Raw genomic sequence first — 24,571 nt, forward strand, 5'->3', positions numbered from 1 at the left:
TGCTCAACACGTTCCGGCGGCGGTGCGTTAGCGCATCTCTTCCACCGGTGTTACGCCCAGAATACCAAGACCTGCGGAAATAACAACGGAAACGGCCCGTGCCATGGCAATTTTCGCCTGACTGGTGACCGCATCCCCATCTTGCAAGAAACGCAGCGACATATCTTCGTTGCCCCGGTTCCACAATGAATGGAACGCACTGGCCAGATCATAAAGGTAAAATGCCACCCGGTGCGGTTCGTTGTGACGCGCGGCAATTTCTACCAATCGCGGCCATTCGGCCAATTTGCGGGCAACATCAAGTTCCGCTTCGTGGCCCAGCAACGACAGATCGGCCCCGGCCAGGGTCGTATCATCCACGATCAGACCGGCCTCGACCGCCTTGCGCAGCACCGAACAGACCCGGGCATTGGCATATTGCACATAGAAAACCGGATTGTCCTTGGATTGTTCCAGCACCTTGTCGAAATCGAAATCCAGCGGTGCGTCGTTCTTGCGCGTCAACATATGGAACCGGGTCACGTCCGCCCCCACCTGTTCGACCACATCGCGCAGCGTCACGAAAGTACCCGCCCGCTTCGACATCTTGAACGGCTCGCCGTTCTTGTACAGCTTGACCAGTTGGATCAACTTAATGTCGAGCGGAACACGCCCCTCGGACAGCGCCGCGACGGCAGCCTTCATCCGTTTGACATAACCGCCATGATCGGCGCCAAACACGTCAATCAGCATGTCGAAACCGCGTTCCACCTTGGTCCAATGATAGGCGATATCGGGGGCGAAATAAGTCCACGCCCCATCGGATTTCTGTACCGGACGGTCAACATCATCGCCATAGTCGGTCGATTTGAACAGAGTTTGTTCGCGGGCTTCCCAGTCTTCGGGCAGCTTGCCCTTGGGCGGTTCCAGCGTGCCGCGATAAATCAGGTCCAGCCCTTTCAACCGCTCCAGCGCCGCCTCGATCTGGCCGGTGCCGTAAAGCGATTTTTCCGAATAATAGACATCCATCGCTACGCCGAGGCTGGCCAGATCCTGACGGATCATTTCCATCATCGCAGCAGTGGCGAAATCGCGAATATCGATCAGCCAGTCGGATTCGGGCTTGTCGAGCAGGGTCGCCCCATATTTTTCCTTCAGCGCCTCGCCCACCGGGATCAGGTAGTCACCGGGGTAAAGCCCTTCGACAATTTCGGGTTCCTTTCCGTTGGCTTCGCGGTAGCGTTCGTAGGCCGAACGCGCCAGCACATCGACCTGTGACCCGCCATCATTGATGTAATATTCGCGGGTAACGTTGAAGCCCGCGTAGTCCAGCAGGCTTGCCAGTGCATCGCCAAATACCGCGCCGCGGGTATGGCCGACATGCATCGGGCCGGTCGGATTGGCCGACACGAATTCGACATTGACCTTTTTACCCTGCCCCAGGTCCGAGCGGCCGTAGGCCACGCCATCGCTGAGCGCGGTTTTCACAATTCGTTGCCACTCCGACGGCGCAAGCCGCAGATTCAGGAAACCGGGACCGGCGACTTCGGCGCTGACGATGCGCGGATCGGTGGCCAGTTTCAGCGCCAATTTATCGGCGATGTCGCGCGGTTTCATCCGGGCCGGTTTGGCCAGGACCATCGCGGCGTTCGTCGCCATGTCACCATGCGCGGCATCGCGCGGCGGTTCGACCGCAACATTGGCGAAATCCAGCCCTTCGGGCAGGTCGCCTTCGGCGCTCATTTGCGCCAGCATATCCACCACGAGCACGCGCAGGTCGGAAAACAGGTTCATCGGTCAAACTTCCTTCTAGCTTGGCCGGGGTTTAGCACGCGAAGGCAAAAGGTCAACCGGCACCCGGTGCGCGGATGGGTTTGACCGGGCAAAGCCCGCTTCGGGTCTTTGCATCAGGCAAAAGCCGAGATCAGGCTTGGCCTTGTGGTTTCGGTTTGGGCGCGGAGAAGTAAAGCAGTTGAACGCCCTCACCGCCTTTCAAGCTGCTGTCTTCGCGTGGGAAGCGCAATTCGCCCTTGGGATATATCGCCGTGACCAGCAGGGCATCGGGACGTTCGGCGCGCCATTTCTCGAAATCGTATTCGGCGCTGAGCGTGGTGGTACGGAACTCCCAGCCTGCCCGGGTCAGCGCCTGCAATTCATCAAAGCTGCGCCCTTGGGCAAAGACCCGTCCGCCCAGTGTTGCAGGCAGCGCATGGCGTGCTTGTCCTTCCTTGGCGCGGGCCAGTTGGAAGACATTGTCGCGGCCATATTCCGGCGCAAGGTCGGTGGTGACCAATGTGTTATAGGCGTCGTTATCGGTCAGCGCGACCAACCGTACATATTGCGCCAGTTCAAGATTGTGTTCAGCTGCTTCGGACAGGACATCGCCGAAAAAGGTCGGCAACCCCAATTGCCGCGCATTGCGCAGCCGACCCCGGTTTGAATCTGTCAGCATCACCAGCACCCCCGCCTTCTGCAATGCTTCTGCCAATGCCGTGCTCCAGCCCGTGGCCCCGACCAGCAGCACGCCAGGCGCGTCTGATCCGGCCAGTCCCAGCAGTTGCGCCACCGGTTTCAGGGTAAAGCCGTGCAACACCACGGTTACTGCGACCAGAGCAAAGGCCAGCGGTGCCACCAAGGCACCGTCCTCGATCCCCACCGCAGCGAGCCGTTCACCGAACAGCCCCGCCACCGCGACCAGAACCACCCCGCGTGGTCCGGTCAGAGCGATCAGCAACTTTTCCCGCCACGGCAACCCGGTCCCGATCAGAGAAATCACTACAGTCAGCGGCCGGGCCACGCCGATCACCAACCCGATGAACAGCGCCGCCCGCCAGTTCAACCGTTCCAGCATGGCAAAATCCAGCGATGCGGCCAGCAGAATGAACACCCCCGAAACCAACAGCACAGTGGCGTGTTCCTTGAACCGTCTGATTTCAACATAGGAAGGCAGTTCAGCATTGGCGATCACTACCCCCATGATCGTCACCGCCAACAGCCCGCTTTCATGCAAGCCCGCGTCGGACAGCGCGAACACCCCGACCAAAACGACGAAAAGCACCGGCACCTTCATGTATTCCGGCACCAAGCCGCGTTTGAATGCCATCGCCACCCCATACCCCGCCGCCAAGCCCAGCACAGTTGCAAGGACGATCCCCAAGATCAGTTCTTGCGCAGCGTCACCTGCGGTGGTGGCGGTATGTCTGACGATAACAACCTCGAACGCCAGAACTGCCGCCAATGCGCCGATCGGGTCGTTCACGATCGCTTCCCATTGCAACAGCGCTGCGGGCCGCCGGGCCAGCCGGGCCTGCCGCAGCAGTGGCGCGATCACGGTGGGGCCGGTCACGATCATGATACCGCCAAACACCGCAGAGGTCGCCCAGCCCAGACCGGCACCGTAATGCAGTGCCAGCGCGGAACTGAGCCAGCCCAGCGGAGCCCCGATGAAGACCAGGCGGCGCACCCCCTTGGCGGCATCGCGCAGCTTGTGCCGGTTCAGGGTCAGTCCGCCCTCAAACAAGATGATTGCGACGGCCAACGACACAATGGGCGCGACCAGCGGCCCGATATCGCGCGCCGGGTCCAGCAACCCGGTCACTGGCCCGGCAACGATCCCCGCCACCAGCATCAGCACGATGGCCGGCAATTGCATCCGCCAAGCGATATATTGCGCCCCGACGCCCAAAGCGCCCACCAAGGCAATTGCGGTGATCGGTGTCAGTCCGGCCTCGGCCCCAGGTATCGCCATCGTTTCTCCTTACCCGCCGCGCTGGACCGGCGTGGCCCGGCGCCCGGCCGGAATCGCCGGTTTGCCGGTCAATCGTTCATATTCCTGCAAGGCATAGCGGTCCGTCATTCCGGCGATGTAATCGGACACGATACGTGCCAACGCAGTTTCGTCCTCGGCTTCCGCCACCGACTTGCGCCATTGTTTTGGCATCAGGTTCGGCCGCGCCATGAACATCGGAAATAATTCTTCGATCAGGTCGGTGACATAGCTGCGGATCTCGACCACTTCGGGGGCGCGATACATTCGGTGAAACAGAAATTCCCGGATCACCTTTAGCTTGGCCCAGAGATCTGGCGAAAACTGCACCATCATTTTTCCGGCGTGACGGATATCATGCACTGATCCAGGTTTCAGATCGTCCAGATTGCGACGCGACACCGCGATGACATCTTCAACCAGAACCCCAAAAAACCGCCGCAACGCTTCGTGCCGACGGCGGTAGTAATTCAACCCGGGATATTTGTCGTCCACCTCGGCGAAACATTGATCCAGCAGCGGCATTTCGGCCAATTCGTCGGTCGAAAACAGCTCGGCCCTGAGCCCGTCATGCAGGTCGTGATTGTTATAGGCGATATCATCGGACAGCGCGGCGACCTGTGCTTCGGCGCTGGCATGGGTGTGCAGTTCCAGATCGATCTGGGCATTGCATTGCGCCAAAGCCCAAGGAGTCTCACCGATGACGGGGCCGTTATGTTTGGCGATCCCTTCCAGCGTTTCCCAGGTCAGGTTCAGCCCGTCCCATTCGGCGTAATGCCGTTCCAGTGCGGTCACGATGCGGATCGCCTGCGCATTGTGGTCAAAACCACCATAGGGGGCCATCAGGGCCGACAAGGCGTCTTCGCCAGTATGGCCAAAGGGGGTGTGACCCAGATCATGCGCCAGTGCGACCGCTTCGGTCAGTTCCTGATTCAGCCCCAAAGTCCCGGCGATGGTGCGGGCCACCTGCGCCACTTCGATGGAATGGGTCAGGCGGGTGCGAAAATAATCGCCCTCGTGTTCGATAAAAACTTGGGTCTTGTGTTTCAGCCGCCGGAAGCTGCTGGCATGGATGATTCTGTCACGGTCCCGTTGAAAACACGACCGGAATACGCTTTCTTCTTCAGGATAAAGCCGCCCGCGGCTGGCCTGTGGGTCGGATGCATAGGGGGCTGTCATGCCGCAACTGGTCCTTGTCGCCTGTCCTCGCCCCCCATATATTCTATATAGACCGAAGACGAAACCATTAGGAGCCCCAACAATGCAGCTTCCCCCGACTGTTACCAGCCGCGCCTTTGCCCGGCTGGCAGAAATCGGCGCCGCTGACCAAGGTCAGGCGTTGCGCGTCGCGGTAGAAGGCGGCGGTTGTTCCGGGTTTCAGTACGATATCAAGCTGGATGCACCCGGCGATGGTGATCTGGTGCTGGAAGGGGCAGGAGAAAAGGTTGTGGTCGACAGCGTCTCGTTGCCGTTCCTGACCGGTGCCACGATCGATTTCAGCGAAGAACTGATCGGGGCGCGTTTCGTGATCGACAATCCCAACGCCACCGCCTCCTGCGGCTGCGGCACGTCGTTTTCGATGTGACCTTGGCTGGCTTCGCCCCAACAATTTAATCAACCTGGAATATCACCAAGTAGCCAAGGGACTTGCTGGCCAGCAGGCCCAATTTGGGGCCTTGTGCAAATTCTGGAAAGCGACTTCAGCCGTAAAAATTTTTCACACAGCCCCAAACCGCATTTGCATACCTCAATCGGGGTGACCCAACCTTCCTACCGGCCACGTGCGCCACCAGGAGACAGAATTTTGATTACCTTGCGGCGTATTGCCTATCTAATTCTATTGGTAATCCCGATGACCTACGGAGCAGTCATCGTGGCATTCAATACGTTATGGCAACAGCCTTCACCGCAGGCAGCTTTAATTCAAGTCGCCGAGCTTGAGCTGGAACGCCAAGGGCTTCCTGTTTGCGCAAATCCAAACGGCTATCGACTTGGCTCTGCCGTCCCAAGCCAGCATGAATGCAGGTGGTGGCGATTGCCCTATGAAAAAAGAAGGTATTGTGGTGCTCTAAACGAACTGGTGAAGCCATCCCAGAACTGTATGGAAATTGCCTTCGATGCTGAAACGCCCAGTCAGGTAATGAAGGGGTTTCGCGAAACATTTGATCATCCTTGTAGCGCACTGGAAAATCATCGCGGCGACCTACATTACCGGTCCCATTTTAACAGTTTAAGATGTGATATTTCAGAAGAATATAGGCATTTCACAGTTTATGTAATTTCAGTTGACCGGTTTCTTGATGATGACACAAAGAGACTGGTTCATGAGTTCGGCGATGTCTTCGGGGTGTTGAAAATTCCACGGACTCGGATATGGCAATTCATCTAGTCCAAATCGGTCTATGCGCGTTCAGTCCGGTTGCTGAACACGCTAGCCACGTCGGATGGACAGCCCGGCGCACTTGCGCCCTCTAAATCCCGCCTCACCGCTTGCACCCGCTGCCCGCTTGCGGGCATAGAGGCGGGGCAGAAGGAGGCCGGCTATGAAGATCGCAACGTTCAACATCAACGGGATCAAGGCGCGGGTGAACGCGCTGAGCGATTGGCTGGACGAAGCCCAGCCCGACGTGGCGCTGTTGCAGGAAATCAAGTCGGTCGACGAGGCGTTTCCGCGCGAGATTTTCGAGGACAAGGGATACAACGTCGAAACCCACGGCCAGAAAAGTTTCAACGGCGTGGCGATCCTGTCGAAACTGCCGCTGGAGGACGTCCGGCGCGGATTGCCGGGCGACGACAGCGACGAACAGGCGCGCTGGATCGAAGCGACGGTGGTGGGCGACAAGCAGGCGATCCGCCTCTGCGGGCTCTACCTGCCCAACGGCAACCCGGTGGAATTGCAGGACGACGGCAGCCCGTTGCCGGGTGGAAAATACGATTTCAAACTGCGCTGGATGGACCGGTTATATGCCCGTGCGCAGGACCTGCTGGCCGAAGAAATGCCCTGTCTGATGGCGGGCGACTACAATATCATCCCGCAGGCGGAGGATGCGCGTCGGCCCGAAGCCTGGATTGAAGACGCCTTGTTCCGGCCCGAAAGCCGCGCGGCGTTTCGCCGGATCCTCAACTTGGGCTTTACCGAAGCCTTCCGCGCCCGGGTGCAGGGGCCGGGGCAATATTCGTTCTGGGATTACCAGGCCGGAAGCTGGAATCGCGATGATGGCATTCGCATCGATCATTTCCTGCTTAGCCCACAATGCGCCGATCTTTTACGCGACTGCCGGATTGACAAGGAAATTCGCGGTCGTGAAAAACCGTCCGATCACGTACCGGTCTGGGTCGAGCTGGACGCCTGAACAGAGTTTTTCTCTGCGGGGGAGCACTTCTACCAAGAAGAAATAGAGTTCCGCGATCAAGCCGCTGCGGTTTCATCGTGGTTATAGATCCAGTCAAACTGATGCAGCATGGCCGAGGGGGCCAGCGCACCGCCGACCTTCAGCGCCGTATGGGCGGCGAACCGCACCGGAGCGGAGCGTAGGTGGTATTTCCAAGCATTGCCGGTAGCGGCATTGATCACCCTGCTGGCGCGGGCGGCGCGGCGGGCCTGATAGGCCGCGAGCCCGCTGGCAGTGTCTTCTGAATTGTCTAATTCATCCGCCAGCGCCCAAGCGTCTTCCAGCGCCATGCAAGCCCCTTGGGCCAGGAAAGGCAATGTCGGATGGGCGGCGTCACCCAGCAGCGCAGAGTTGCCGCCCTGCCAATGGCGGGCCACGGGGTGGCGGAACAGACCCCACAAATGTACGGTTTCGACCCGGGCCAACATTTTCTGCACCTCCGGACCGAAATCGGCGAAGGTGGCGCGCAGCGTATCGGGGCTGTCTTGGTGGCTCCAGCCTTCGTCGACCCATGCGTGACGTTCCTGCACTGCAACAAGGTTCAGGGCCGACCCTCCGCGCAACGGATAGCTGACCATATGGCGCCCCGGCCCCATATGAACCCATGCTTCGGGCGGGCGGTTTGCGTCATTGGGGATGATGGTGCGCCAAGCGACCTGACCGGTGAAACGTGGGCTGGCATCGCCGTTCAGCGCCGGACGCAGGCACGAATGCAACCCGTCAGCGCCAATCACCACGTCAGCTTCGATCACCGCGCCGTTCGCGGTATGGACACGCGGGCGATCACCCGGATCGACACGATCCACTTTGTGCAGCAGCCGGATGCGCACCCCGGCTTCGCGAGCCCCATGCGCCAGAATTTCAATCAGGTCAGCGCGATGGGTGAAATAGTAATTGCGGTTTTCCAACCGACCCAGATCGAGGCGCAGAACTTCGGATCTCCGGTAATCGCGCAGGCTGACCGCATTGGCGCGCACAGAGCCTCGCACCAAATCCTGCCCCAGTCCGAGAGCATCGAGCACGGCAAAGCCATTCGGGCTTATCTGCAACCCGGCCCCGACTTCGGCGATCGCTTCGGCCTGTTCCAGCAAGGTGACCGAGCCACCGCGCAAGGCCAATGCACGCGCCACGGCAAGCCCGCCGATCCCACCGCCGATTACCAGAATGTTCAGCCCAATCACGCTCATTCGCCGGTTCACCTCCTGCTGCTGATACGAAAAACGCCGGGACCGGGGCCCCGACGTCTTATTCTTTTACGCGGCACATGACCCGATCAGTCGTCGCGATGCACTTTTTCACGCCGTTCGTGACGTTCCTGGGCTTCCAGGCTCATCGTGGCGATCGGACGTGCATCCAGCCGTTTCAGGCTGATCGGTTCGCCGGTGACTTCGCAATAACCGTATTCGCCTTCTTCGATGCGGCGCAGGGCCGCGTCGATCTTGGAAACCAGTTTGCGCTGTCTGTCGCGGGTGCGCAATTCCAATGCGCGATCGGTTTCTTCGCTGGCCCGGTCGGCCACATCAGGAATATTGCGTGTTGTTTCCTGCAGTCCTTCGATCGTGTCGCGGCTGTCATCCAGGATTTCTGCTTTCCAAGCCAGAAGCTTGCGCCGGAAATATTCCAGCTGCTTCTCGTTCATGAAAGGTTCACCTTCCGCCGGACGGTAATCATCGGAAATAAAGGTTTCTGCCTTCATCTCTTTTCCTTCATCAAGGCCATGATCTGTCAAGCCAGTATCCTTTGACATAATGGCGTCCTCCCGGCGCTCATCTATCTCAACGTATGGTGATTGTCACTACCTTTAACGCCACAGATTGCGAGTGGTTTAACTTCGCGATACTGTAACGCGAAAACGAGATGGATGAGGTAAGAGCGGATGAAATTTCAAGGCACTGACGCCTATGTGGCAACCGACGATTTGACTGTTGCGGTCAATGCGGCGGTCACACTGGAACGGCCCTTGCTGGTCAAGGGCGAACCGGGCACCGGCAAGACCGAACTGGCCAAACAGGTGGCCGGCGCGCTGGGGCTGAAGATGATCGAGTGGAACATCAAGTCGACGACCAAGGCCCAGCAGGGCCTGTATGAATACGACGCCGTCAGCCGGTTGCGCGACAGTCAGTTGGGCGATGAACGCGTCCATGATGTGAAAAACTACATCAAGCAGGGCAAGCTTTGGCAGGCCTTCGATTCGGATGAAAAGGTCGTTCTGCTGATCGATGAGATCGACAAGGCCGACATCGAATTCCCCAACGATCTGTTGCAGGAACTCGATAAGATGGAATTTCATGTTTATGAAACCGGCGAAACGATTCAAGCACGGCACCGACCGATCATCATCATCACCTCGAACAATGAAAAAGAACTGCCCGACGCATTCCTGCGCCGCTGCTTTTTCCACTATATCCGGTTCCCAGACACCGACACGATGAAGAAGATCGTCGAAGTGCATCATCCAGGCATTAAAGAACAGCTGCTGACCACGGCATTGACCCAGTTTTATGAAATCCGCGACATGAGCGGGTTGAAAAAGAAACCGTCGACGTCGGAAGTACTGGATTGGCTGAAACTGCTGCTGGCCGAAGATCTGACCCCTGAGGATCTGCGCCGTGACGGGGCTAACGCGCTACCAAAGCTGCACGGGGCGCTGTTGAAAAACGAACAGGATGTACATCTGTTCGAACGGCTGGCCTTCATGGCACGCAGTCAGGGTTAATCAGCCGACGAAACCACAGGTGGCGCAATGTGAAGCCATTGTGCCGCCTTGGTTAACAATCTATTTCCAACCCCGCGTTGTAAAGGACACATTCCCGCCCCATTCCAGCGCTAGCCCTTGGACATTCCGGTTTGCCCGTCGAAATACTGACGCAACTATGGGGCATTTTGTCATTTGGAACGTCAAAAGTATGGTATTCATGAGTTTCTTATTTTTCTGCGCCGGGGGCACCAGACGATGATCAGATCACGATTTTTGTTGCCGCTGGGATTCCTTCTGAGCGCCTGCATGTCGGTTGCGCCAAGCGAAATGCCGACCCGCGCCTCGACCACGTCCGACCCGCTGCTGCCACCGATGAAAACCTTTGCCACCCCGCGCCCCGATGCGCCGAAGGCGTCGAATGCGGATATCGCGCGGGATTTTCTGGATCTGGCCTTCCGCTTGGAATCTGGACGGGAATTACCGGTCCTGACCCGGTTCGAAGGCCCGATCACGCTGCGGGTTACCGGCAAGGCGCCGATCAGCCTGAATATCGATCTCAACAAGCTTCTGATCCGACTGCGGACCGAAGCCGGGATCGACATCCAAAGAACCCAGTCACAAAACGCGTCGATCACCATCGAAGCGGTCAGTCATGCCCAGATTCGCAAACAATTGCCGCAAGCGGCTTGTTTCGTGGTGCCGAATGTATCGAGTCTGGCGGAATATTCCGCAGCCCGCCGGTCGCAGCGCACCGACTGGAGCCGTTTGACCAAACGCGACCGATTGGCGATCTTTGTACCCGCAGATGCGCCACCGCAGGAATTGCGCGATTGTCTGCACGAAGAACTGGCCCAGGCGCTTGGGCCGCTCAACGATCTGTACCGCCTGCCTGACAGCGTGTTCAACGATGACAATGTGCATACGGTGCTGACGGGCTATGACATGCTGATCTTGCGGGCATTCTATTCCCCACAATTGCAGTCCGGTTTGCACCGGGATGAAGTCGCGGCACGGTTGCCCAGTATTCTGGCACAGATGAATCCGGCCGGGGCGCGGCAGTCGCCGCGATACCTGCCCGCCACCCCGCGCAGCTGGATTGACGCGATTCAAGCCGCCTTGGGGCCCGGCAGCAATGCCGTCGCCCGCCGGGCCGCGGCGCAACGTGCGCTTGGCATCGCCCGCGCCGCTGGATGGACCGATCATCGCCGCGCCTTTTCTCATTATGCCCTGGGTCGGCTGACCCAGAATTACGATGCTGATATGGCGCTGTCGCATTTCCGGACAGCGCAAAAATTCTATGACCAGCAACCCGGAGCCAAGCTGCACAGCGCCCAGGTGGCGCAGCAATTGGCGGCTTATGCGATTAGCGAAGGACGCGGTCAGGCGGCGCTGGACATCATCGATCCCCATTTGAACGTCGCGGCCCAGCATGAAAATGCCGCGCTACTGTCGACCCTGCTTTTGCTGCGTGCCGAGGCTCTTGATCTGCTGGGACGCAGCACCGAGGCACGTCTGGTCAGGCTGGACAGTCTGGGCTGGGCGCGTTACGGGTTCGGGGCTGATTGGGCGGTTCGGGCCAAGTTGCGGGAAATTGCCGCGCTAAGTCCGCTGAAACGGAGAGACGGGCAAATATGATCGTAATTGTGGGGGCGGTTCTGGGCGCGATTTTTGGGGTCGTTCTGGCCAAACGGCGCAGCGGCAAGGGACTCGATATTCTGCAATATGCGGTCGGTTACGCCATTTTCTTCATGATAATCGGCCTGTTCATCACCATTTTCATTCATCGCTCTGCGGTCTGACCCCATGTTTTTGCCCTTCTTCGAAAACCTGAGAAAAGGCGGTATTCCGGTTTCCTTGCGCGAATATCTCAGCTTTCTCGAAGGAATGAAGTCGGGGTTGGTCACCTATGATGTGGACGGGTTTTATTACCTTGCCCGCGTGGCGATGGTGAAAGACGAACGCAATCTCGACAAATTCGACCGCGCCTTTTCGGCGACCTTTCAAGGGCTGGAAAATATCCAGTTGGGCGATGTCATGGATGCGGTCGACATTCCTGCCGACTGGCTGGAAAAACTGGCCGAAAAGCATCTCAGCGCAGAAGAAAAAGCCGAAATAGAGGCCATGGGCGGCTTCGACAAGCTGATGGAAACGCTGAAGAAACGGCTTGAGGAACAAAAGGGACGCCATCAGGGCGGCAATAAATGGGTCGGCACCGCCGGCACCTCGCCCTTTGGGGCGTATGGTTACAATCCCGAAGGCGTACGGATCGGCCAGAAAGAAAGCCGTCACCAGCGCGCGACCAAGGTCTGGGACAAGCGCGAGTTCAAGAACCTCGACGGTGACGTGGAATTGGGCACACGCAATATCAAGGTGGCGCTGAAACGGCTGCGCCGCTGGGCGCGGGATGGCGCCCATGAGGAACTCGACCTCGACAATACGATCCGGGCCACGGCCGAACATGGCTATCTCGATGTGAAAACCCGGCCCGAACGGCGCAATGCGGTCAAGGTCTTGCTGTTTCTCGACGTTGGTGGATCGATGGATCCGCATATCAAGGTGTTGGAAGAACTGTTTTCGGCGGCCAAGTCCGAATTCAAGCATATGGAGCATTTTTACTTCCACAACTGCCTCTACGAAGGGGTGTGGAAGGACAACCGCCGCCGCTGGGACAAACAGATGCAGACATGGGATGTGCTGCATACTTACGGGTCCGATTACAAATGCATTTTCGTCGGCGATGCGTCGATGTCGCCCTATGAAATCGCTTATCCGGGCGGTGCGAACGAACATTGGAACGCCGAAACCGGGGAAACTTGGCTGCAACGCGCGCGCGAACAATGGCCTTCGCATATCTGGATCAACCCGGTACCGGAAAAATACTGGAATTACACCCAGTCGATCAAGATGATTTCCGACATTTTCAAAGGCAGCATGGTGCCGATGACGTTGGAAGGTATTGAACGCGGCATGAAGGAACTGACACGCTGAACGCGCTTAGAATTCCACGCTGGGCCTGGCGGTTTCCTGACGCTTGCCCTTTCGCCTGACTGACCCCATATCTAAACCATGTTGCGTTTCACTCCGATCCTTCTGGCCATCCTCTATGGCATTGCGATGTACCGCTTTTCCGCCTGGCGTACGGCGAGAGAACTGGATGCGCAATCGACCGAACTGGCCGATCCCGCGTTGAAACAGGTTACGGATCAGTTGGCCGCCGCGCTGGAACTGCCGCGCGTCCGGGTGTTTTTGTATGAAATTGCCCCAGTAAACGGATTGGCCGCCCCGGACGGGCGAATTTTCATCACACGGGGCTTTTACAACAAATTCAAACAGGGTGCGGTGACGGCCGAAGAAATGGCCAGCGTCATTGCCCACGAGCTGGGCCATGTTGCCTTGGGCCATTCACGGCGACGGATGATCGATTTTTCGGGCCAGAATGCGTTGCGCACCGCGATGGCGATGGTCTTGTCACGGCTGCTGCCGGGGATCGGCGGGTATCTGGCCACCGCGTTGACCCGGCTGCTGGCCGCGCGGCTGTCACGGTCGGATGAATACGAGGCGGATGAATATGCCGCCGCCCTGCTGACCAAGGCCGGGATCGGCACCGGTGCGCAGAAAGACCTGTTTCGCAAGCTGGAAGCGCTGACCCAATCCAATGCAGGGGCCGCACCGGCGTGGTTGTTAAGCCATCCGAAGACACCGGAACGGATCAAGGCGATCGAAAAGCTGGAACAACGCTGGCAGCGGGGCTAGGGCACCGTCCCAATGCCCATTGCCAACTCAGATTGTCACTCCGATAACGCTTTGCCCAGGCGCGGCAGCTTTGCCTTTTTCATCAGCGCCCTGACCTGCCATGGTTCGCCCGAAAGCCGTTCGGCTTCGGCCCGCACCTTGTCCACCACCGAGGCCACCAGATCGGGGTGCGCCTGCCAGATACCGTGCAGAAACCCGTCCGGATCTTGTCGTGTCAGACCTTCTTCGGCCAGAATATGGCGCGGAAAATCCTTGGCGTTCAAGGTCAGGATCAGATCGGCGCTCCCCGCAATGGCCGCCGCCAGAACATGGGCATCGGCGGCATCGGGCAACCAAAGCCGGTCTTCCAGCGACGGTTTCCAAGTGACTTCGGCCTTGGGCCAATTGGCCTGTAACATCGCAATTTCGCCGCGCGCCTGCGGTTCACCCTGTGGCCCCAGCTTGCGCGCCGCGCGGGCCCATTCTTCCAATATGCGGGCTGACCACAGCGGCGTAAACCCCCCTGCCCGCGCCACGCCCAACAGCACTTCGCGCATCACCGTCGGGTAGATCACGCAGGTGTCGAGCAGAACCTTCACAGCCGGAAGAACAGCGACTTGAGATAACCGCTCTCGGCGAGTTGCGGCATCAGCGGATGGTCGGCGCCAGCAAAACCGGTATGGATCAATTGCGCCTGTCGACCGGCACGACCAATGCCACGGGTACAGGCACCGCGGAATTTGGCCAGATCGGCAGCGTGAGAACACGAGCACAGAACCAGATACCCGTCTTCGGCCACCAGCAGGGCAGCCAGACGCGCAATACGTTCATAAGCGCGCAGACCTGCCTCCAACGCCTGTTTCGACGGCGCAAAGGCGGGCGGATCGCAGATCACCACGTCGAATTTTTCGCCCTCTTCACCCAAAGCGGTCAGAACATCAAAGGCGTCGCCCTTGCGGGTGGCAAACCTGTCAACCACGCCCATCGCATCTGCCCCGGCCCCGGCCAAAGTCAGCGCCGGTTCAGACCCGTCCACGGCAAGAGCGCTGGCCGCGCCACCGGCCAGTGCGGCCAAGGAAAATCCCCCGACATGGCTGAACACGTCCAAAACCCGCGCGCCTTGCGACAGCCGCGCCGCGAAGGCATGATTGGGGCGTTGATCGAAGAACAAACCGGTTTTCTGACCTTCGGTCAGATCGGCCATATAGGTGGCTCCGTTCATCGGCACCGGGATCGGTGCCTCGGGGGCGGAGCCCCGGGCAATCCGGGTTTCGTTATCCAAGCCTTCCAATTGCCGGGCACGGCCGGAGGCGTTCTTGATCACCGTGGTGACGCCAGTGACAGCCATCAGCGCATCGGAAAGCATGTCGAACGTCGCGTCGGCCCAAGCGGCATTGGGTTGCACCACCGCATGTGTGCCGAAGCGGTCGATCACGACCCCAGGCAATCCGTCAGCTTCGGCATGGATCAGACGGTAGAACGGTGCGTCGAACAGACGTTCGCGCAGCGACAAAGCCTTGGTTAGACGTGTGGCAAACCAATCGTGATCGATTGTCGCGGCGGGATCGCGGTCGAGCATCCGGCAGATGATCCGCGAATTGGCATTGAACGCCACCAGCCCCAGCGGTTGCCGGTCTGTGTCTTCCAACACCGCGATGGTACCGGGATCGAGTTGCCGGGTACGGCGGTCGGTGACAAGTTCATTTTCATAAACCCAAGGGAAGCCGTGCCGGATGGCGCGGGCATTGGCTTTGGGTCTGAGGCGAATAACGGGATAAGAGGGCGCTGTCATAGCGCCCTCTTATCCTTGTTTTTTCGGTTGGGGAAGACCTAGCCTTGTGGCTGGGTTTCCAGACCGGCCACCATTTCGGTTACACCCTGCGGCGCGGACCCCGGCGCGGCCAGTTCTTGTGCGATCACATTGGCAAGATGCTGGGTGATCCGGACCTTCTGGGTCAGGCCCTGCTGTTCCGCCGCCATTGCTCTGGACCCGCCGTAACCGCGCAGGTCGGCTTTGACTTCGTGAGTCGGCACAATCACATCGCCAGTGATGGGGTTGCGGACTGTCATGTTGAAATTGATCGAATGCACGCCACCGATCGTATAGCGGGTCTTTTCGGTCAGCGCGTGGAAACGGATCAGGTCGATATCGACCACCACCGGCAAAGCACCGTCTTCGTTATTAATCTGCACCCGGGTCAGGCTGTCTTGAAAAATCTGGGCGATCTGAGCATGACGATCCCCCATCGGATCACCGCGCCAGACGATATCGCCCATCGGGTAATACATGTTTGCTTCGGATGCACGTAGCGACCGCGATACTTTGACTGAGTAGTCAGCCACTGCCACGACGGGTGCAGCCGCTGTCATTTGGGGCATTTCCAGTGGAATGTTCCGCGATGCGGTGTCAATCGACGAACAAGCCGACAGGCCAAGTCCGATCGCCAACAGTAGTCCGGTACGAATGATATTCATTTTTCCATCTCCTTAGGCCAGTCCCCAGGCCAATTCGGTATGGTTTTCACTTTCCTGTCGAATTCAGGCGGATTTTAGGCAAGTTTGGTGCAGAACCGGGATCATTCAGCGGCATTTCCGGGTTGTCCCCCAATGTGCCAACTAGACCGTGCAACCTTTGGTGTCTTTTGCTAGAGTACCAACATCACTGATTTTTCTAAACCGGACTGCCGCCGCCGCCCGCGTCGGACAGTCCGATAATATCGCACCCTTGCCATGTTACCGCTAACGAAGTATAGAATCCTCAAGTAGCGGAGATGTTCTCTATGTCGCAGCTCAACGAAGTCATTTCACAAGTCACCGACCGGATTCGCGAAAGAAGCCATGAAAGTCGATCCACTTACCTGAACCGGATGCAGCAAGCTGCAGAAGACGGACCGCGCCGGGCGCATCTGACCTGTGGCAATCAGGCCCACGCCTATGCCGCGATGGGGACCGATCAACCGACGCTAATTTCGGCGCGGGCTCCCAATTTGGGCATTGTGACCGCCTATAACGATATTTTATCTGCGCATCAGCCGTTCGAACGCTTCCCTGCCCTGATCCGCGATACCGCCCGCCAAGCCGGAGCCACCGCACAGGTCGCTGGTGGTGTACCGGCGATGTGCGACGGCGTGACCCAGGGCCAGATCGGTATGGAACTGTCGTTGTTTTCGCGCGACGTGATCGCGCTGGCCGCGGGCATTGCACTGTCGCATAACACGTTTGATGCCGCCATTTACCTTGGCGTCTGCGACAAGATCGTGCCCGGTCTGGTGATTGCGGCGGCGACGTTCGGCTATCTGCCGGGAATTTTCCTGCCTGCCGGTCCGATGACCAGCGGGTTGCCCAATGACGAAAAGGCCAAGGTGCGCCAGCTTTTTGCCACCGGCGAAGTCGGTCGTGACAAACTGATGGAGGCCGAAATGGCCTCTTATCACGGACCGGGCACCTGTACTTTCTATGGCACAGCCAATTCCAACCAGATGTTGATGGAATTCATGGGGCTGCATTTGCCGGGGTCTAGTTTCGTCAATCCGGGCACACCACTGCGCGATGCGCTGACGGTGGCGGGGACGCAGCGGGCGCTGGAAATCACTGGGTTGGGCAATGATTATCGTCCGGTTTCACAGGTTCTGGATGAACGCGCCTTCGTCAATGGCATTGTCGGATTGATGGCGACCGGCGGGTCGACCAATCTGGTGCTGCATCTGCCTGCCATGGCGCGAGCAGCGGGAATCCAGCTGAGTCTGGAGGATTTCAACGATATCAGTAAAGTGACGCCCTTGTTGGCCAAGGTTTATCCCAACGGTCTGGCCGATGTGAACCATTTCCATGCGGCGGGTGGTCTGGGTTTCATGATCGGGCAATTGCTGCGGGCCGGGTTACTGCACGAAGATGTCTGCACCGTGGCCGGTGACGGGCTGGACCGCTACACGCACGACCCCAAGCTGAAAAACGGTCGCGTTGTTTACGAACCCGGGCCGCGTGACAGTCTGAACGACAAGATCCTGCGCCCGGTTGATCAGGCGTTTCAGTCCAGCGGTGGTTTGCAACAGCTCAAAGGCAATCTTGGCCACGGCATCATGAAAGTGTCTGCAGTTGCCCCCGAACAGCGGGTGATCGAAGCACCCGCGCGGGTATTCCACACCCAAGAGGCAGTAAAGGATGCGTTCAAGGCAGGTGAGTTTACCTCGGACACCGTGGTGGTGGTGCGATTCCAAGGCCCTAAGGCCAATGGCATGCCGGAACTTCACGGGCTGACACCGACATTGGCGGTATTGCAGGATCGCGGTATCAAGGTTGCACTGGTCACCGACGGAAGGATGTCGGGCGCGTCGGGCAAGGTCCCCGCAGCCATCCATATCAGTCCCGAAGCAATGGCAGGCGGTCCGTTGGCGCGGGTGCGTGATGGCGATGTGATCCGGGTCGATGCCGTGACCGGGATTTTGGAAAACCTGACCGAAGATTTCGCCACGCGCGACGCCGTTCATCCCGATCTAAGCGGAAATAGCCACGGCATTGGCCGTGAATTATTCGAAACCTTCCGCGAAAACGTGGGCCTCGCCACCGATGGCGCGGCAGTGATTGTTTAGGACCGCGCACATGACCCCCCAAGATGCCAGCAGTTTCACCGAATCCCTATGCCATCGCGCCCCGGTCATTCCGGTGCTGGTGGTGGACGATCTGGACACAGCGCAACCGCTTGCCGCAGCGCTGGTTTCTGGCGGCCTGACGGTTCTTGAGGTCACGTTGCGCACCCCGGTCGCGTTGTCGGTGATCCGGGAAATGTCGCAAGTCACCGGCGGGATCGTCGGTGCAGGAACTGTGCTCACACCGGAAGACGCCGAAAATGCCAAGGCGGCGGGGGCAGAATTCGCGGTCTCGCCCGGCGCGACCGACAGGTTGTTGTCGGCCTGCGAAGACATCGGCCTGCCGATCCTGCCCGGGGCGGCCACAGCCACTGAAGCGATGATGCTGCTGGAACGTGGATACAGCACCCAGAAATTTTTCCCTGCCGAAGCATCGGGCGGGGCCGCAATGTTGAAAGCGCTTGCCTCTCCCTTGCCGCAAATTCTGTTCTGCCCGACCGGTGGGATTGGCCATGACAATGCGCACGACTATCTGGCATTGCCGAATGTAGCCTGCGTCGGCGGCAGCTGGGTCGCGCCCAAGGATCTGGTTCAGGCAGGAAAATGGGCGGGGATCACCGATTTGGCCGCCGCAGCCAGCCAGTTGCGCTAAACCCGATTAACGTCCGCGCCGCGCACGCCAGCCGCCGCGGCGTTTCGGGCCAGCCATCTGCCCCAGCCCTTCGCGCAGCACCATCATCATCGGGTGATCGACAGGCTGCTGCGCATAGCGCGTGATCAGGTGTTTCAGCGCTTCCTGATTATCGGTCCCATCGGGCAGGCTAAGCGCCCAATCGAGGAAGACCGATCGGCATTCAGGTTCTGCAATCCCGTCGATCCGGAAACTTTCCCGGATCAATCCCTTTGGATCCAACAGATCCCGCGTCATACCGAAACCGACAGGTCGCGCGCCAGCGCCGCGTCAATGATCGCACCCGCAGCAGCGGATTTGCCTTGTAGATCGGCCAGCAAGGTATCGACATCCGGCGCATCGGTTTCACGCAACAGCATAGCACACCCGCCCTGCCCTATCATGTCGGGATCAAGCGGTTTGTCACTTAACAGTTTCGACACCATCTGCAATTTCCAACATAGTTGATAAGACGCGATCAACGCATCGCTTTCGTTTTCCGTTAGCCAACCGCCACGCACCGCATCTTTCAACGATTCGGGCACGGATTGGGCGCAGGTGCCAAAGATCACCGCGCTGGCTTGCGCGATCAGTTCAATATCCTGCAACCGGCCCGAACCAAGCTTGGCTTCCCACGGACCCGCAGGGGCTTTCGCCGCCGCGATCTTGCCACGCATGTCGGCCATATCTGCAATTACCTTGGCAACCTCATGCGGCGAGGTTAAAACCTCGCGCCGCACCTCTTCCACATCATTTGCGACCTCCGGGTCACCGGCAACGGCACGGGCACGAGTCAGCGCCAAATGTTCCCAGGTCCAGGCTGCGGTCAGCTGATAATCGCGGAAACTGGCCAAACTGGTGGCAACCGGTCCTTGTGTGCCCGAGGGCCTGAGCCGCATGTCGATTTCATAAAGCCGCCCTTCTGGCAGCAAGGCGGTAACGGCGGTGACCATCGCTTGAGTCAACCTTGCATAATAGGCCCGTGTGGACAGCGGACGGCGACCATCGGAACTTTCCACCCCATCGGCATCGTAGATCACGATAAGATCGAGATCCGAAGTGGCGTTCAGCCGCCGCGCCCCGAGCGACCCCATGCCCAGAACCATCGCACCGCGCCCCGGGCATGCCCCGTGTTTCAGGGCAAATTGCGCCACCACTTCAGGCCAGAGCGCGGCCAGAACTGCCTCGGCCAGGTCGGCATATTGCCCCGCCGCGCCGTCAGCATCGATCAAGCCGCGCAGGTGATGCACTCCGATCCGGAAATGCCATTCCTTGGCCCATCGCCGGGCCAGGTCGAGTTTACGTTCATAATCCGGCTCTGCACTCAGTTGGTCAGACAGATCATCGCGCAGCCGCGCCTGCCCCGGCCAGTCGGCAAAGAAATCGCCACCGATCACCGCGTCAAAAACCGACGAATTGCGCGACAAAAACACCGCCAATCGCGGCGCGGTCCCGGCGATATCGACCAAAAGGTCGATCAATTGCGGGTTGGCTTCGAACAGCGATAGCAATTGCACACCGGCAGGCAGCCCGGCCAGAAATCCATCCATCGCAAGCAACGCTTCATCGGGTTTGGCGGCGCGTGCCAGTTGCTGAAACAGGCGCGGCGTTATCCGGTCAAAGATTTCCACGGCCCGCGACGACCGCAATGCCGGATAGCTGCGCCAGCGCCGCACCATTTCACGGTTCGCCGGGTCCACATCCAAGGTTTCGGTTGACGGCGCGGCATCGGGGGCAAAAAAGCCTTCGGTCAAATCATGCACCTGTTCCAGCCGCCGGCGCAGATCGGTTTTCAAGTCATCCAGATCGCGACCCAGGAAACAAGCGATGCGCTGCATCCCTTCGGAGCTGTTCGGCAAAGCGTGTGTCTGGGCATCATTGACCATCTGGATCCGATGTTCGACCTGACGGTGGAAGCGGTAATGATCGGTCAGTTTTTCGGCCGCGTCCGTGCCGATCCATCCCTTTTCGGACAGCACCCCCAGCCCCTCGACCGTGCCGCGCACTTGCAAATCGGAATCGCGCCCGCCCGCGATCAACTGCCGGGTTTGGGTGAAAAATTCAATTTCCCGGATACCGCCACGGCCAAGTTTCATGTTGTGGCCATATAGGTCCAGCTTGCCGCCCAGACCTTTGTGTTCGCGGATACGCAAACGCATGTCATGGGCATCCTGAATCGCGGCAAAATCCAGATGTTTGCGCCAAACGAAGGGGCGCAAGGTTTTCAGAAACGCCCCCCCTGCCGCGATGTCACCCGCTGCCGGGCGCGCCTTGATATAAGCGGCGCGTTCCCATGTGCGACCGACGCTTTCGTAGTAGTTTTCCGCCGCAGCCATCGCCATGCAGACCGGGGTGACGGACGGATCAGGACGAAGCCGCAGATCGGTGCGGAAAACATACCCTTCGGCGGTCAGATCCGACAGCATGGCGGCCATTTTCCGCGTTGCCCGCACCAAGGATGAACGCGCCTCATGATAGTCCGCACGGTCATAGCGGCTTTCGTCGAACAGACAGATCAGGTCAATATCCGACGAATAGTTCAGTTCATACGCCCCCATCTTGCCCATCGCAAACACTGCCATATGACCGGCGGTTTCGATATCGTCTTCGGTTGCGCCGGGCAGTTTTCCGCGTTTGATTTCTGCCGCCACCGCAGCCTGCAACGCCAATTGGCAAGCTGTATCGGCCAACCGGGTCAGGGTGCCGGTGACCTGTTCAAGCGTCCAGACCCCGCCGCAATCGGCCAGCCCGGTCAGCAAAGCGATGCGCCTTTTGGCTTGACGCAATGCGTTGGACAGTTGATCCGGCGGGCAGTCCCTCAATTGGGCGAACAAGCTATCGACCGCGCCTTCTGGCGCGTCGAACGCGGGCAAGATCCAATCGCGTTCCTTTTCCATCAGCGATTTGAGGTAAGGGCTGCATCCGGCAACCCCGCTCAAAAGCTCGGACAGTTCGGGCGGCTGGTCGGGAAACAGGTCAAGCACTTCGTTTCCGAGTTCGGGATCGAAGGCGATGGGCTGTTGAGTCATTCGGGATGTGAAATTCATAGTCGCAAGTTGTATCGTCGTGCCCGTGCGGGTCAATGACGCGGATCAATTTGACGGTCGAATTATGGCCGCCTGACCGGGCTAGCCGCTCGTGTCCATCTGCGCTATCGCTTGAGACAAACCATCCACTGAAAGGCCCCTCAATGAGCAAAAGCCTCAAACGCGTGAAAAAAGCGTTGGAAGACGCCGGTATCGAAGCCGAGATCAAGGAACTGGGATTGGCGCGCACCGCGCAACAAGCTGCGGATGTGGCCGGATGTGATCTGGACCAGATTGCCAAATCTATGATTTTCAAAGGCGAATCCAGCGGCGCGGCGATCCTGTTCCTGACCGCGGGCGGGAATCAGGTCGACACCGCCAAAGCCAGCGCGGTGGCGGGCGAAACATTGGGTAAGGCGGATGCGGCGCTGATCCGAGCCCAAACCGGCTTTGCCATCGGCGGCGTCGCACCGGTCGGGCACCTCAACCCGATCCGCGCTTTCCTTGATCCGCGGCTGCTGGACTATGATACGATCTGGGCCGCAGCGGGCACGCCACACCATATTTTTGAACTCCAATCAACTGAACTACCGCGCTTAACTGGGTCACAAGTTGCTGATTTCACTTCACAATATTAAATAATGTAAATTTCTTTTACATCTCGTCTTGCAATATCTTCCCAAGGTGCCAATCTATTTAATGTGAAAGACATTCACATAGACATAACGATGGAGAGATTAATGACACCCGCCGCCGCCTATTCTTCCACGCCGCAAGCACGCATGTCGTGGTTGTCCAAATCCGAGGCCTGGCTTGATAGCAAGGGCAAGGGCGCTTGGATCGCAGCCATGGTCCTTGGCTTTGTATTTTTCTGGCCTGTTGGCCTTGCCCTTCTCTTTTACATGATATGGAGCAAACAGATGTTCGGCAAAAACTGTAGACACCGCGCCCACCGCACGCAGCATGGGTTTCACGCGATGAAATCAAGCGGCAACACCGCTTTTGATGCCTACAAGACCGACACCCTGCGCCGACTGGAACATGAACAGGACGATTTCGAAGCCTTTCTTCAGCGTCTGCGCGACGCCAAAGACAAGGCCGAGTTCGACGAATTCATGGATGAACGCGCCAAGACCGCCGCAGAGGGCCGCAAAGAAGAAGACGCATAATCCACATCCCCGAGGATCGGTCCGGTCAGCGCCCGGACCGATTATTCATGAAAGGATACTGAGATGAGTCAGGTTGACTGGCATTTGCCCGACCCCCGCACCCAGCCTGAATTTTATGACGATGTGACGATGAAACGCTTGATCGCCTTCTTGGTCGACACAGTGCTGATCGTGCTGATATGCCTTGCGATCTTGCCTTTTACGGTTTTCACAGGGATCTTTTTCTTCCCGTTTTTGATGTTTGTCGTTGGTTTTGCCTATCGCGTTATCACCCTTACAAACGGGTCGGCAACATTGGGAATGCGGCTGACCGCGATCGAATTTCGCGACCAGCATGGTCGGCGTTTCAACCTGTCGCTGGCGTTCCTTCATACGCTGGGCCTAAGCGTTTCCTTTGCGATCCCGATCCTACAGGTTATTTCGGTTGTCCTGATGGCCACGACCGAACGCGGTCAGGGTCTGAGCGATAATGTGCTCGGCACGGTTGCGCTGAATAAGGAAGCCCGGCGCTAAAGCCCTGAAATCGGGGGCGATTTATTGGGGCTCCCCGGTTTTCGAATGTCAAAACATCGACTCTTGGCGCAGTGGCCGTTGGCTGATATCTTTGTTCCGATTTCAGTAATTGGACACCATGCGACATACTTTACCTCTTGCCCCACAATTTTATGTGACCGCGCCACAACCTTGCCCCTATCTGGCCGACCGGATGGAACGCAAACTGTTCACCGCTTTGCAGGGGGACGCTGCGAATCTGCTGAATGACAGCCTGTCTCAGCAGGGATTCCGCCGGTCACAGAACGTGCTTTATCGCCCGTCCTGCACCGATTGCGCGGCCTGCCTGTCAGCACGGATCAGGGTCGATGGGTTCCAGCCAAACAAAAGCCAGCGCCGCACTAGGAAACGCAATGCCAACCTCGTGCGCCGGGCGACTTCGCCTTGGGCCACCGAAGAACAATACGATCTGTTTCGCCGCTATCTCGACAGCCGCCATGCCGATGGTGGCATGGCCGATATGGATGTATTCGAATTTGCCGCCATGGTCGAAGAAACACCGATCCGCACCCGGGTGGTGGAATATGTCGACAGCGACACCGGCAAGCTGGCCGCTGTTTGCCTGACCGACCTTTTGGCCGACGGCACCAGCATGGTCTATTCGTTCTATGATCCCAAGCGCCAGCGCGACAGTCTGGGCACTTATGTGATCCTCGACCATATCGAAATTGCCCGCGAATCCGGGCTGCCTTATGTCTATCTGGGCTATTGGGTGCAAAGCAGCGGCAAGATGGGCTACAAATCCCGTTTTTCCGGGTTGGAAGTCTTCAAGGCCGGTCGCTGGGAAGCGTTCCAAGGCGAAGAGGCTTATTCGTCCGAACTGCATCCGCTGTCGACCGATCCGATTGCCGAACAAGTCGCGAATATCTCACTTCCAGATCTCAGCCAACCAGTGAAGCGCTGAACAACGGTGTTATGGGAGTTGTGTATCACCGGTGCAGGATCGCCCGGGGGGCTCAACTGTGGCTGACACCCCGATGAAAATCACAAGCGCAAGTGAA

The 24,571-nt window shown here is 58.6% G+C and carries 24 protein-coding genes; 14 read left to right on the forward strand and 10 right to left on the reverse strand.

The genetic code is table 11. From position 1 onward, the window contains the following. Positions 1-27: 27 nt before the first annotated feature. The 3 genes from argS to TG4357_RS12545 all read right to left on the reverse strand — a co-directional run bounded on the left by argS (position 28) and on the right by TG4357_RS12545 (position 4,924). Positions 28-1,773 (reverse strand): arginine--tRNA ligase, encoded by a 1,746-nt coding sequence (gene argS / locus TG4357_RS12535; protein WP_058263244.1) that lies wholly within the window; start codon positions 1,771-1,773, stop codon positions 28-30. Positions 1,774-1,903: 130 nt separating this feature from the next. After that, a complete protein-coding gene (locus TG4357_RS12540) occupies positions 1,904-3,727 on the reverse strand; it encodes a cation:proton antiporter (protein ID WP_058263245.1) in 1,824 nt (607 codons plus the stop codon). Positions 3,728-3,736: 9 nt separating this feature from the next. Next, the gene (locus TG4357_RS12545; protein WP_058263246.1) at positions 3,737-4,924 is read right to left on the reverse strand and encodes a deoxyguanosinetriphosphate triphosphohydrolase; all 1,188 of its coding nucleotides are present in this window, start codon (positions 4,922-4,924) and stop codon (positions 3,737-3,739) included. 82 nt (positions 4,925-5,006) lie between these two features. On the opposite strand from TG4357_RS12545, the gene TG4357_RS12550 reads away from it, so the two are divergent. The 3 genes from TG4357_RS12550 to xth all read left to right on the forward strand — a co-directional run bounded on the left by TG4357_RS12550 (position 5,007) and on the right by xth (position 7,098). Next, positions 5,007-5,330: a HesB/IscA family protein gene (locus TG4357_RS12550; RefSeq protein WP_058263247.1), complete on the forward strand. Its 324-nt coding sequence runs from the start codon at positions 5,007-5,009 to the stop codon at positions 5,328-5,330. A gap of 93 nt (positions 5,331-5,423) precedes the next feature. Next, positions 5,424-6,134: a hypothetical protein gene (locus tag TG4357_RS19325; RefSeq protein ID WP_139193608.1), complete on the forward strand. Its 711-nt coding sequence runs from the start codon at positions 5,424-5,426 to the stop codon at positions 6,132-6,134. 154 nt (positions 6,135-6,288) lie between these two features. Beyond that, positions 6,289-7,098 (forward strand): exodeoxyribonuclease III, encoded by an 810-nt coding sequence (gene xth, locus TG4357_RS12555; RefSeq protein WP_058263248.1) that lies wholly within the window; start codon positions 6,289-6,291, stop codon positions 7,096-7,098. A 56-nt stretch (positions 7,099-7,154) separates the two neighbouring features. Here xth and TG4357_RS12560 read toward each other — a convergent pair whose 3' ends face one another. Next, positions 7,155-8,324 (reverse strand): FAD-dependent oxidoreductase, encoded by a 1,170-nt coding sequence (locus TG4357_RS12560; RefSeq protein WP_058263249.1) that lies wholly within the window; start codon positions 8,322-8,324, stop codon positions 7,155-7,157. 86 nt (positions 8,325-8,410) lie between these two features. Continuing rightward, on the reverse strand, positions 8,411-8,833 hold the full coding sequence (dksA, locus tag TG4357_RS12565; RefSeq protein ID WP_058263490.1) for an RNA polymerase-binding protein DksA: 423 nt from the start codon (positions 8,831-8,833) through the stop codon (positions 8,411-8,413). Between the two features lie 180 nt (positions 8,834-9,013). On the opposite strand from dksA, the gene TG4357_RS12570 reads away from it, so the two are divergent. The 5 genes from TG4357_RS12570 to TG4357_RS12590 all read left to right on the forward strand — a co-directional run bounded on the left by TG4357_RS12570 (position 9,014) and on the right by TG4357_RS12590 (position 13,588). Beyond that, entirely contained in the window at positions 9,014-9,853 is an 840-nt protein-coding gene (locus tag TG4357_RS12570) for an AAA family ATPase (protein WP_058263250.1), read from the forward strand. Between the two features lie 237 nt (positions 9,854-10,090). Beyond that, a complete protein-coding gene (locus tag TG4357_RS12575) occupies positions 10,091-11,470 on the forward strand; it encodes a DUF2927 domain-containing protein (RefSeq protein ID WP_058263251.1) in 1,380 nt (459 codons plus the stop codon). Next, complete coding sequence (locus tag TG4357_RS19715; protein ID WP_058263252.1) at positions 11,467-11,634, forward strand: hypothetical protein; 168 nt, start codon at positions 11,467-11,469, stop codon at positions 11,632-11,634. Before TG4357_RS12575 ends, TG4357_RS19715 begins: the two co-directional genes overlap by 4 nt. A gap of 4 nt (positions 11,635-11,638) precedes the next feature. Next, the gene (locus TG4357_RS12585; protein WP_058263253.1) at positions 11,639-12,823 is read left to right on the forward strand and encodes a vWA domain-containing protein; all 1,185 of its coding nucleotides are present in this window, start codon (positions 11,639-11,641) and stop codon (positions 12,821-12,823) included. A 78-nt stretch (positions 12,824-12,901) separates the two neighbouring features. Next, complete coding sequence (locus TG4357_RS12590; protein WP_058263254.1) at positions 12,902-13,588, forward strand: M48 family metallopeptidase; 687 nt, start codon at positions 12,902-12,904, stop codon at positions 13,586-13,588. 35 nt (positions 13,589-13,623) lie between these two features. Here TG4357_RS12590 and TG4357_RS12595 read toward each other — a convergent pair whose 3' ends face one another. The 3 genes from TG4357_RS12595 to TG4357_RS12605 are packed head-to-tail and all read right to left on the reverse strand — an operon-like array spanning position 13,624 to position 16,042. Beyond that, positions 13,624-14,166 carry an RSP_2648 family PIN domain-containing protein gene (locus tag TG4357_RS12595; RefSeq protein ID WP_058263255.1) on the reverse strand — a complete coding sequence of 181 codons (543 nt, stop codon included), beginning with the start codon at positions 14,164-14,166 and terminating at the stop codon, positions 13,624-13,626. Further along, positions 14,163-15,359, reverse strand: a complete 1,197-nt coding sequence (locus TG4357_RS12600; protein WP_058263256.1) for an RSP_2647 family RNA methyltransferase — start codon at positions 15,357-15,359, stop codon at positions 14,163-14,165. The genes TG4357_RS12595 and TG4357_RS12600 overlap by 4 nt, the downstream gene beginning before the upstream one ends. A gap of 38 nt (positions 15,360-15,397) precedes the next feature. Continuing rightward, a complete protein-coding gene (locus TG4357_RS12605) occupies positions 15,398-16,042 on the reverse strand; it encodes a DUF6778 family protein (RefSeq protein ID WP_058263257.1) in 645 nt (214 codons plus the stop codon). Between the two features lie 305 nt (positions 16,043-16,347). On the opposite strand from TG4357_RS12605, the gene edd reads away from it, so the two are divergent. Together edd and eda are read left to right on the forward strand one after the other, a co-directional pair. Next, positions 16,348-18,156 (forward strand): phosphogluconate dehydratase, encoded by a 1,809-nt coding sequence (edd, locus tag TG4357_RS12610; RefSeq protein WP_058263258.1) that lies wholly within the window; start codon positions 16,348-16,350, stop codon positions 18,154-18,156. A gap of 10 nt (positions 18,157-18,166) precedes the next feature. Continuing rightward, the gene (eda, locus tag TG4357_RS12615; protein ID WP_058263259.1) at positions 18,167-18,805 is read left to right on the forward strand and encodes a bifunctional 4-hydroxy-2-oxoglutarate aldolase/2-dehydro-3-deoxy-phosphogluconate aldolase; all 639 of its coding nucleotides are present in this window, start codon (positions 18,167-18,169) and stop codon (positions 18,803-18,805) included. 6 nt (positions 18,806-18,811) lie between these two features. Here eda and TG4357_RS12620 read toward each other — a convergent pair whose 3' ends face one another. After that, complete coding sequence (locus TG4357_RS12620; RefSeq protein WP_058263260.1) at positions 18,812-19,081, reverse strand: hypothetical protein; 270 nt, start codon at positions 19,079-19,081, stop codon at positions 18,812-18,814. Beyond that, positions 19,078-21,870, reverse strand: a complete 2,793-nt coding sequence (gene glnE, locus TG4357_RS12625; protein ID WP_058263261.1) for a bifunctional [glutamate--ammonia ligase]-adenylyl-L-tyrosine phosphorylase/[glutamate--ammonia-ligase] adenylyltransferase — start codon at positions 21,868-21,870, stop codon at positions 19,078-19,080. Before glnE ends, TG4357_RS12620 begins: the two co-directional genes overlap by 4 nt. 143 nt (positions 21,871-22,013) lie before the next feature. Here glnE and TG4357_RS12630 point away from each other — a divergent pair, with 143 nt between their 5' ends. The 4 genes from TG4357_RS12630 (at position 22,014) to TG4357_RS12645 (ending at position 24,474) form a co-directional block, all read left to right on the forward strand. Beyond that, positions 22,014-22,487, forward strand: a complete 474-nt coding sequence (locus tag TG4357_RS12630; RefSeq protein WP_058263262.1) for a YbaK/EbsC family protein — start codon at positions 22,014-22,016, stop codon at positions 22,485-22,487. A gap of 102 nt (positions 22,488-22,589) precedes the next feature. Further along, positions 22,590-23,018 (forward strand): DUF2852 domain-containing protein, encoded by a 429-nt coding sequence (locus TG4357_RS12635; protein WP_058263263.1) that lies wholly within the window; start codon positions 22,590-22,592, stop codon positions 23,016-23,018. Positions 23,019-23,081: 63 nt separating this feature from the next. Next, complete coding sequence (locus tag TG4357_RS12640) at positions 23,082-23,531, forward strand: RDD family protein (protein WP_058263264.1); 450 nt, start codon at positions 23,082-23,084, stop codon at positions 23,529-23,531. A 118-nt stretch (positions 23,532-23,649) separates the two neighbouring features. Then, positions 23,650-24,474: an arginyltransferase gene (locus TG4357_RS12645; RefSeq protein ID WP_058263265.1), complete on the forward strand. Its 825-nt coding sequence runs from the start codon at positions 23,650-23,652 to the stop codon at positions 24,472-24,474. Positions 24,475-24,571: the final 97 nt, after the last annotated feature.

This window comes from Thalassovita gelatinovora (genome assembly GCF_001458355.1).
GTDB classification, from domain to species: Bacteria; Pseudomonadota; Alphaproteobacteria; order Rhodobacterales; family Rhodobacteraceae; genus Thalassobius; species Thalassobius gelatinovorus.

Bases quoted from the DNA above. Each gene is read 5' to 3' on its own strand.
- argS (WP_058263244.1), bottom strand. From the start codon at position 1,773: ATGAACCTGTTTTCCGACCTGCGCGTGCTCGTGGTGGATATGCTGGCG.
- TG4357_RS12540 (WP_058263245.1), bottom strand. From the start codon at position 3,727: ATGGCGATACCTGGGGCCGAGGCCGGACTGACACCGATCACCGCAATT.
- TG4357_RS12545 (WP_058263246.1), bottom strand. From the start codon at position 4,924: ATGACAGCCCCCTATGCATCCGACCCACAGGCCAGCCGCGGGCGGCTT.
- TG4357_RS12550 (WP_058263247.1), top strand. From the start codon at position 5,007: ATGCAGCTTCCCCCGACTGTTACCAGCCGCGCCTTTGCCCGGCTGGCA.
- xth (WP_058263248.1), top strand. From the start codon at position 6,289: ATGAAGATCGCAACGTTCAACATCAACGGGATCAAGGCGCGGGTGAAC.
- TG4357_RS12560 (WP_058263249.1), bottom strand. From the start codon at position 8,324: ATGAGCGTGATTGGGCTGAACATTCTGGTAATCGGCGGTGGGATCGGC.
- dksA (WP_058263490.1), bottom strand. From the start codon at position 8,833: ATGAAGGCAGAAACCTTTATTTCCGATGATTACCGTCCGGCGGAAGGT.
- TG4357_RS12570 (WP_058263250.1), top strand. From the start codon at position 9,014: ATGAAATTTCAAGGCACTGACGCCTATGTGGCAACCGACGATTTGACT.
- TG4357_RS12575 (WP_058263251.1), top strand. From the start codon at position 10,091: ATGATCAGATCACGATTTTTGTTGCCGCTGGGATTCCTTCTGAGCGCC.
- TG4357_RS19715 (WP_058263252.1), top strand. From the start codon at position 11,467: ATGATCGTAATTGTGGGGGCGGTTCTGGGCGCGATTTTTGGGGTCGTT.
- TG4357_RS12585 (WP_058263253.1), top strand. From the start codon at position 11,639: ATGTTTTTGCCCTTCTTCGAAAACCTGAGAAAAGGCGGTATTCCGGTT.
- TG4357_RS12590 (WP_058263254.1), top strand. From the start codon at position 12,902: ATGTTGCGTTTCACTCCGATCCTTCTGGCCATCCTCTATGGCATTGCG.
- TG4357_RS12600 (WP_058263256.1), bottom strand. From the start codon at position 15,359: ATGACAGCGCCCTCTTATCCCGTTATTCGCCTCAGACCCAAAGCCAAT.
- TG4357_RS12605 (WP_058263257.1), bottom strand. From the start codon at position 16,042: ATGAATATCATTCGTACCGGACTACTGTTGGCGATCGGACTTGGCCTG.
- edd (WP_058263258.1), top strand. From the start codon at position 16,348: ATGTCGCAGCTCAACGAAGTCATTTCACAAGTCACCGACCGGATTCGC.
- eda (WP_058263259.1), top strand. From the start codon at position 18,167: ATGACCCCCCAAGATGCCAGCAGTTTCACCGAATCCCTATGCCATCGC.
- TG4357_RS12620 (WP_058263260.1), bottom strand. From the start codon at position 19,081: ATGACGCGGGATCTGTTGGATCCAAAGGGATTGATCCGGGAAAGTTTC.
- glnE (WP_058263261.1), bottom strand. From the start codon at position 21,870: ATGAATTTCACATCCCGAATGACTCAACAGCCCATCGCCTTCGATCCC.
- TG4357_RS12630 (WP_058263262.1), top strand. From the start codon at position 22,014: ATGAGCAAAAGCCTCAAACGCGTGAAAAAAGCGTTGGAAGACGCCGGT.
- TG4357_RS12635 (WP_058263263.1), top strand. From the start codon at position 22,590: ATGACACCCGCCGCCGCCTATTCTTCCACGCCGCAAGCACGCATGTCG.
- TG4357_RS12640 (WP_058263264.1), top strand. From the start codon at position 23,082: ATGAGTCAGGTTGACTGGCATTTGCCCGACCCCCGCACCCAGCCTGAA.
- TG4357_RS12645 (WP_058263265.1), top strand. From the start codon at position 23,650: ATGCGACATACTTTACCTCTTGCCCCACAATTTTATGTGACCGCGCCA.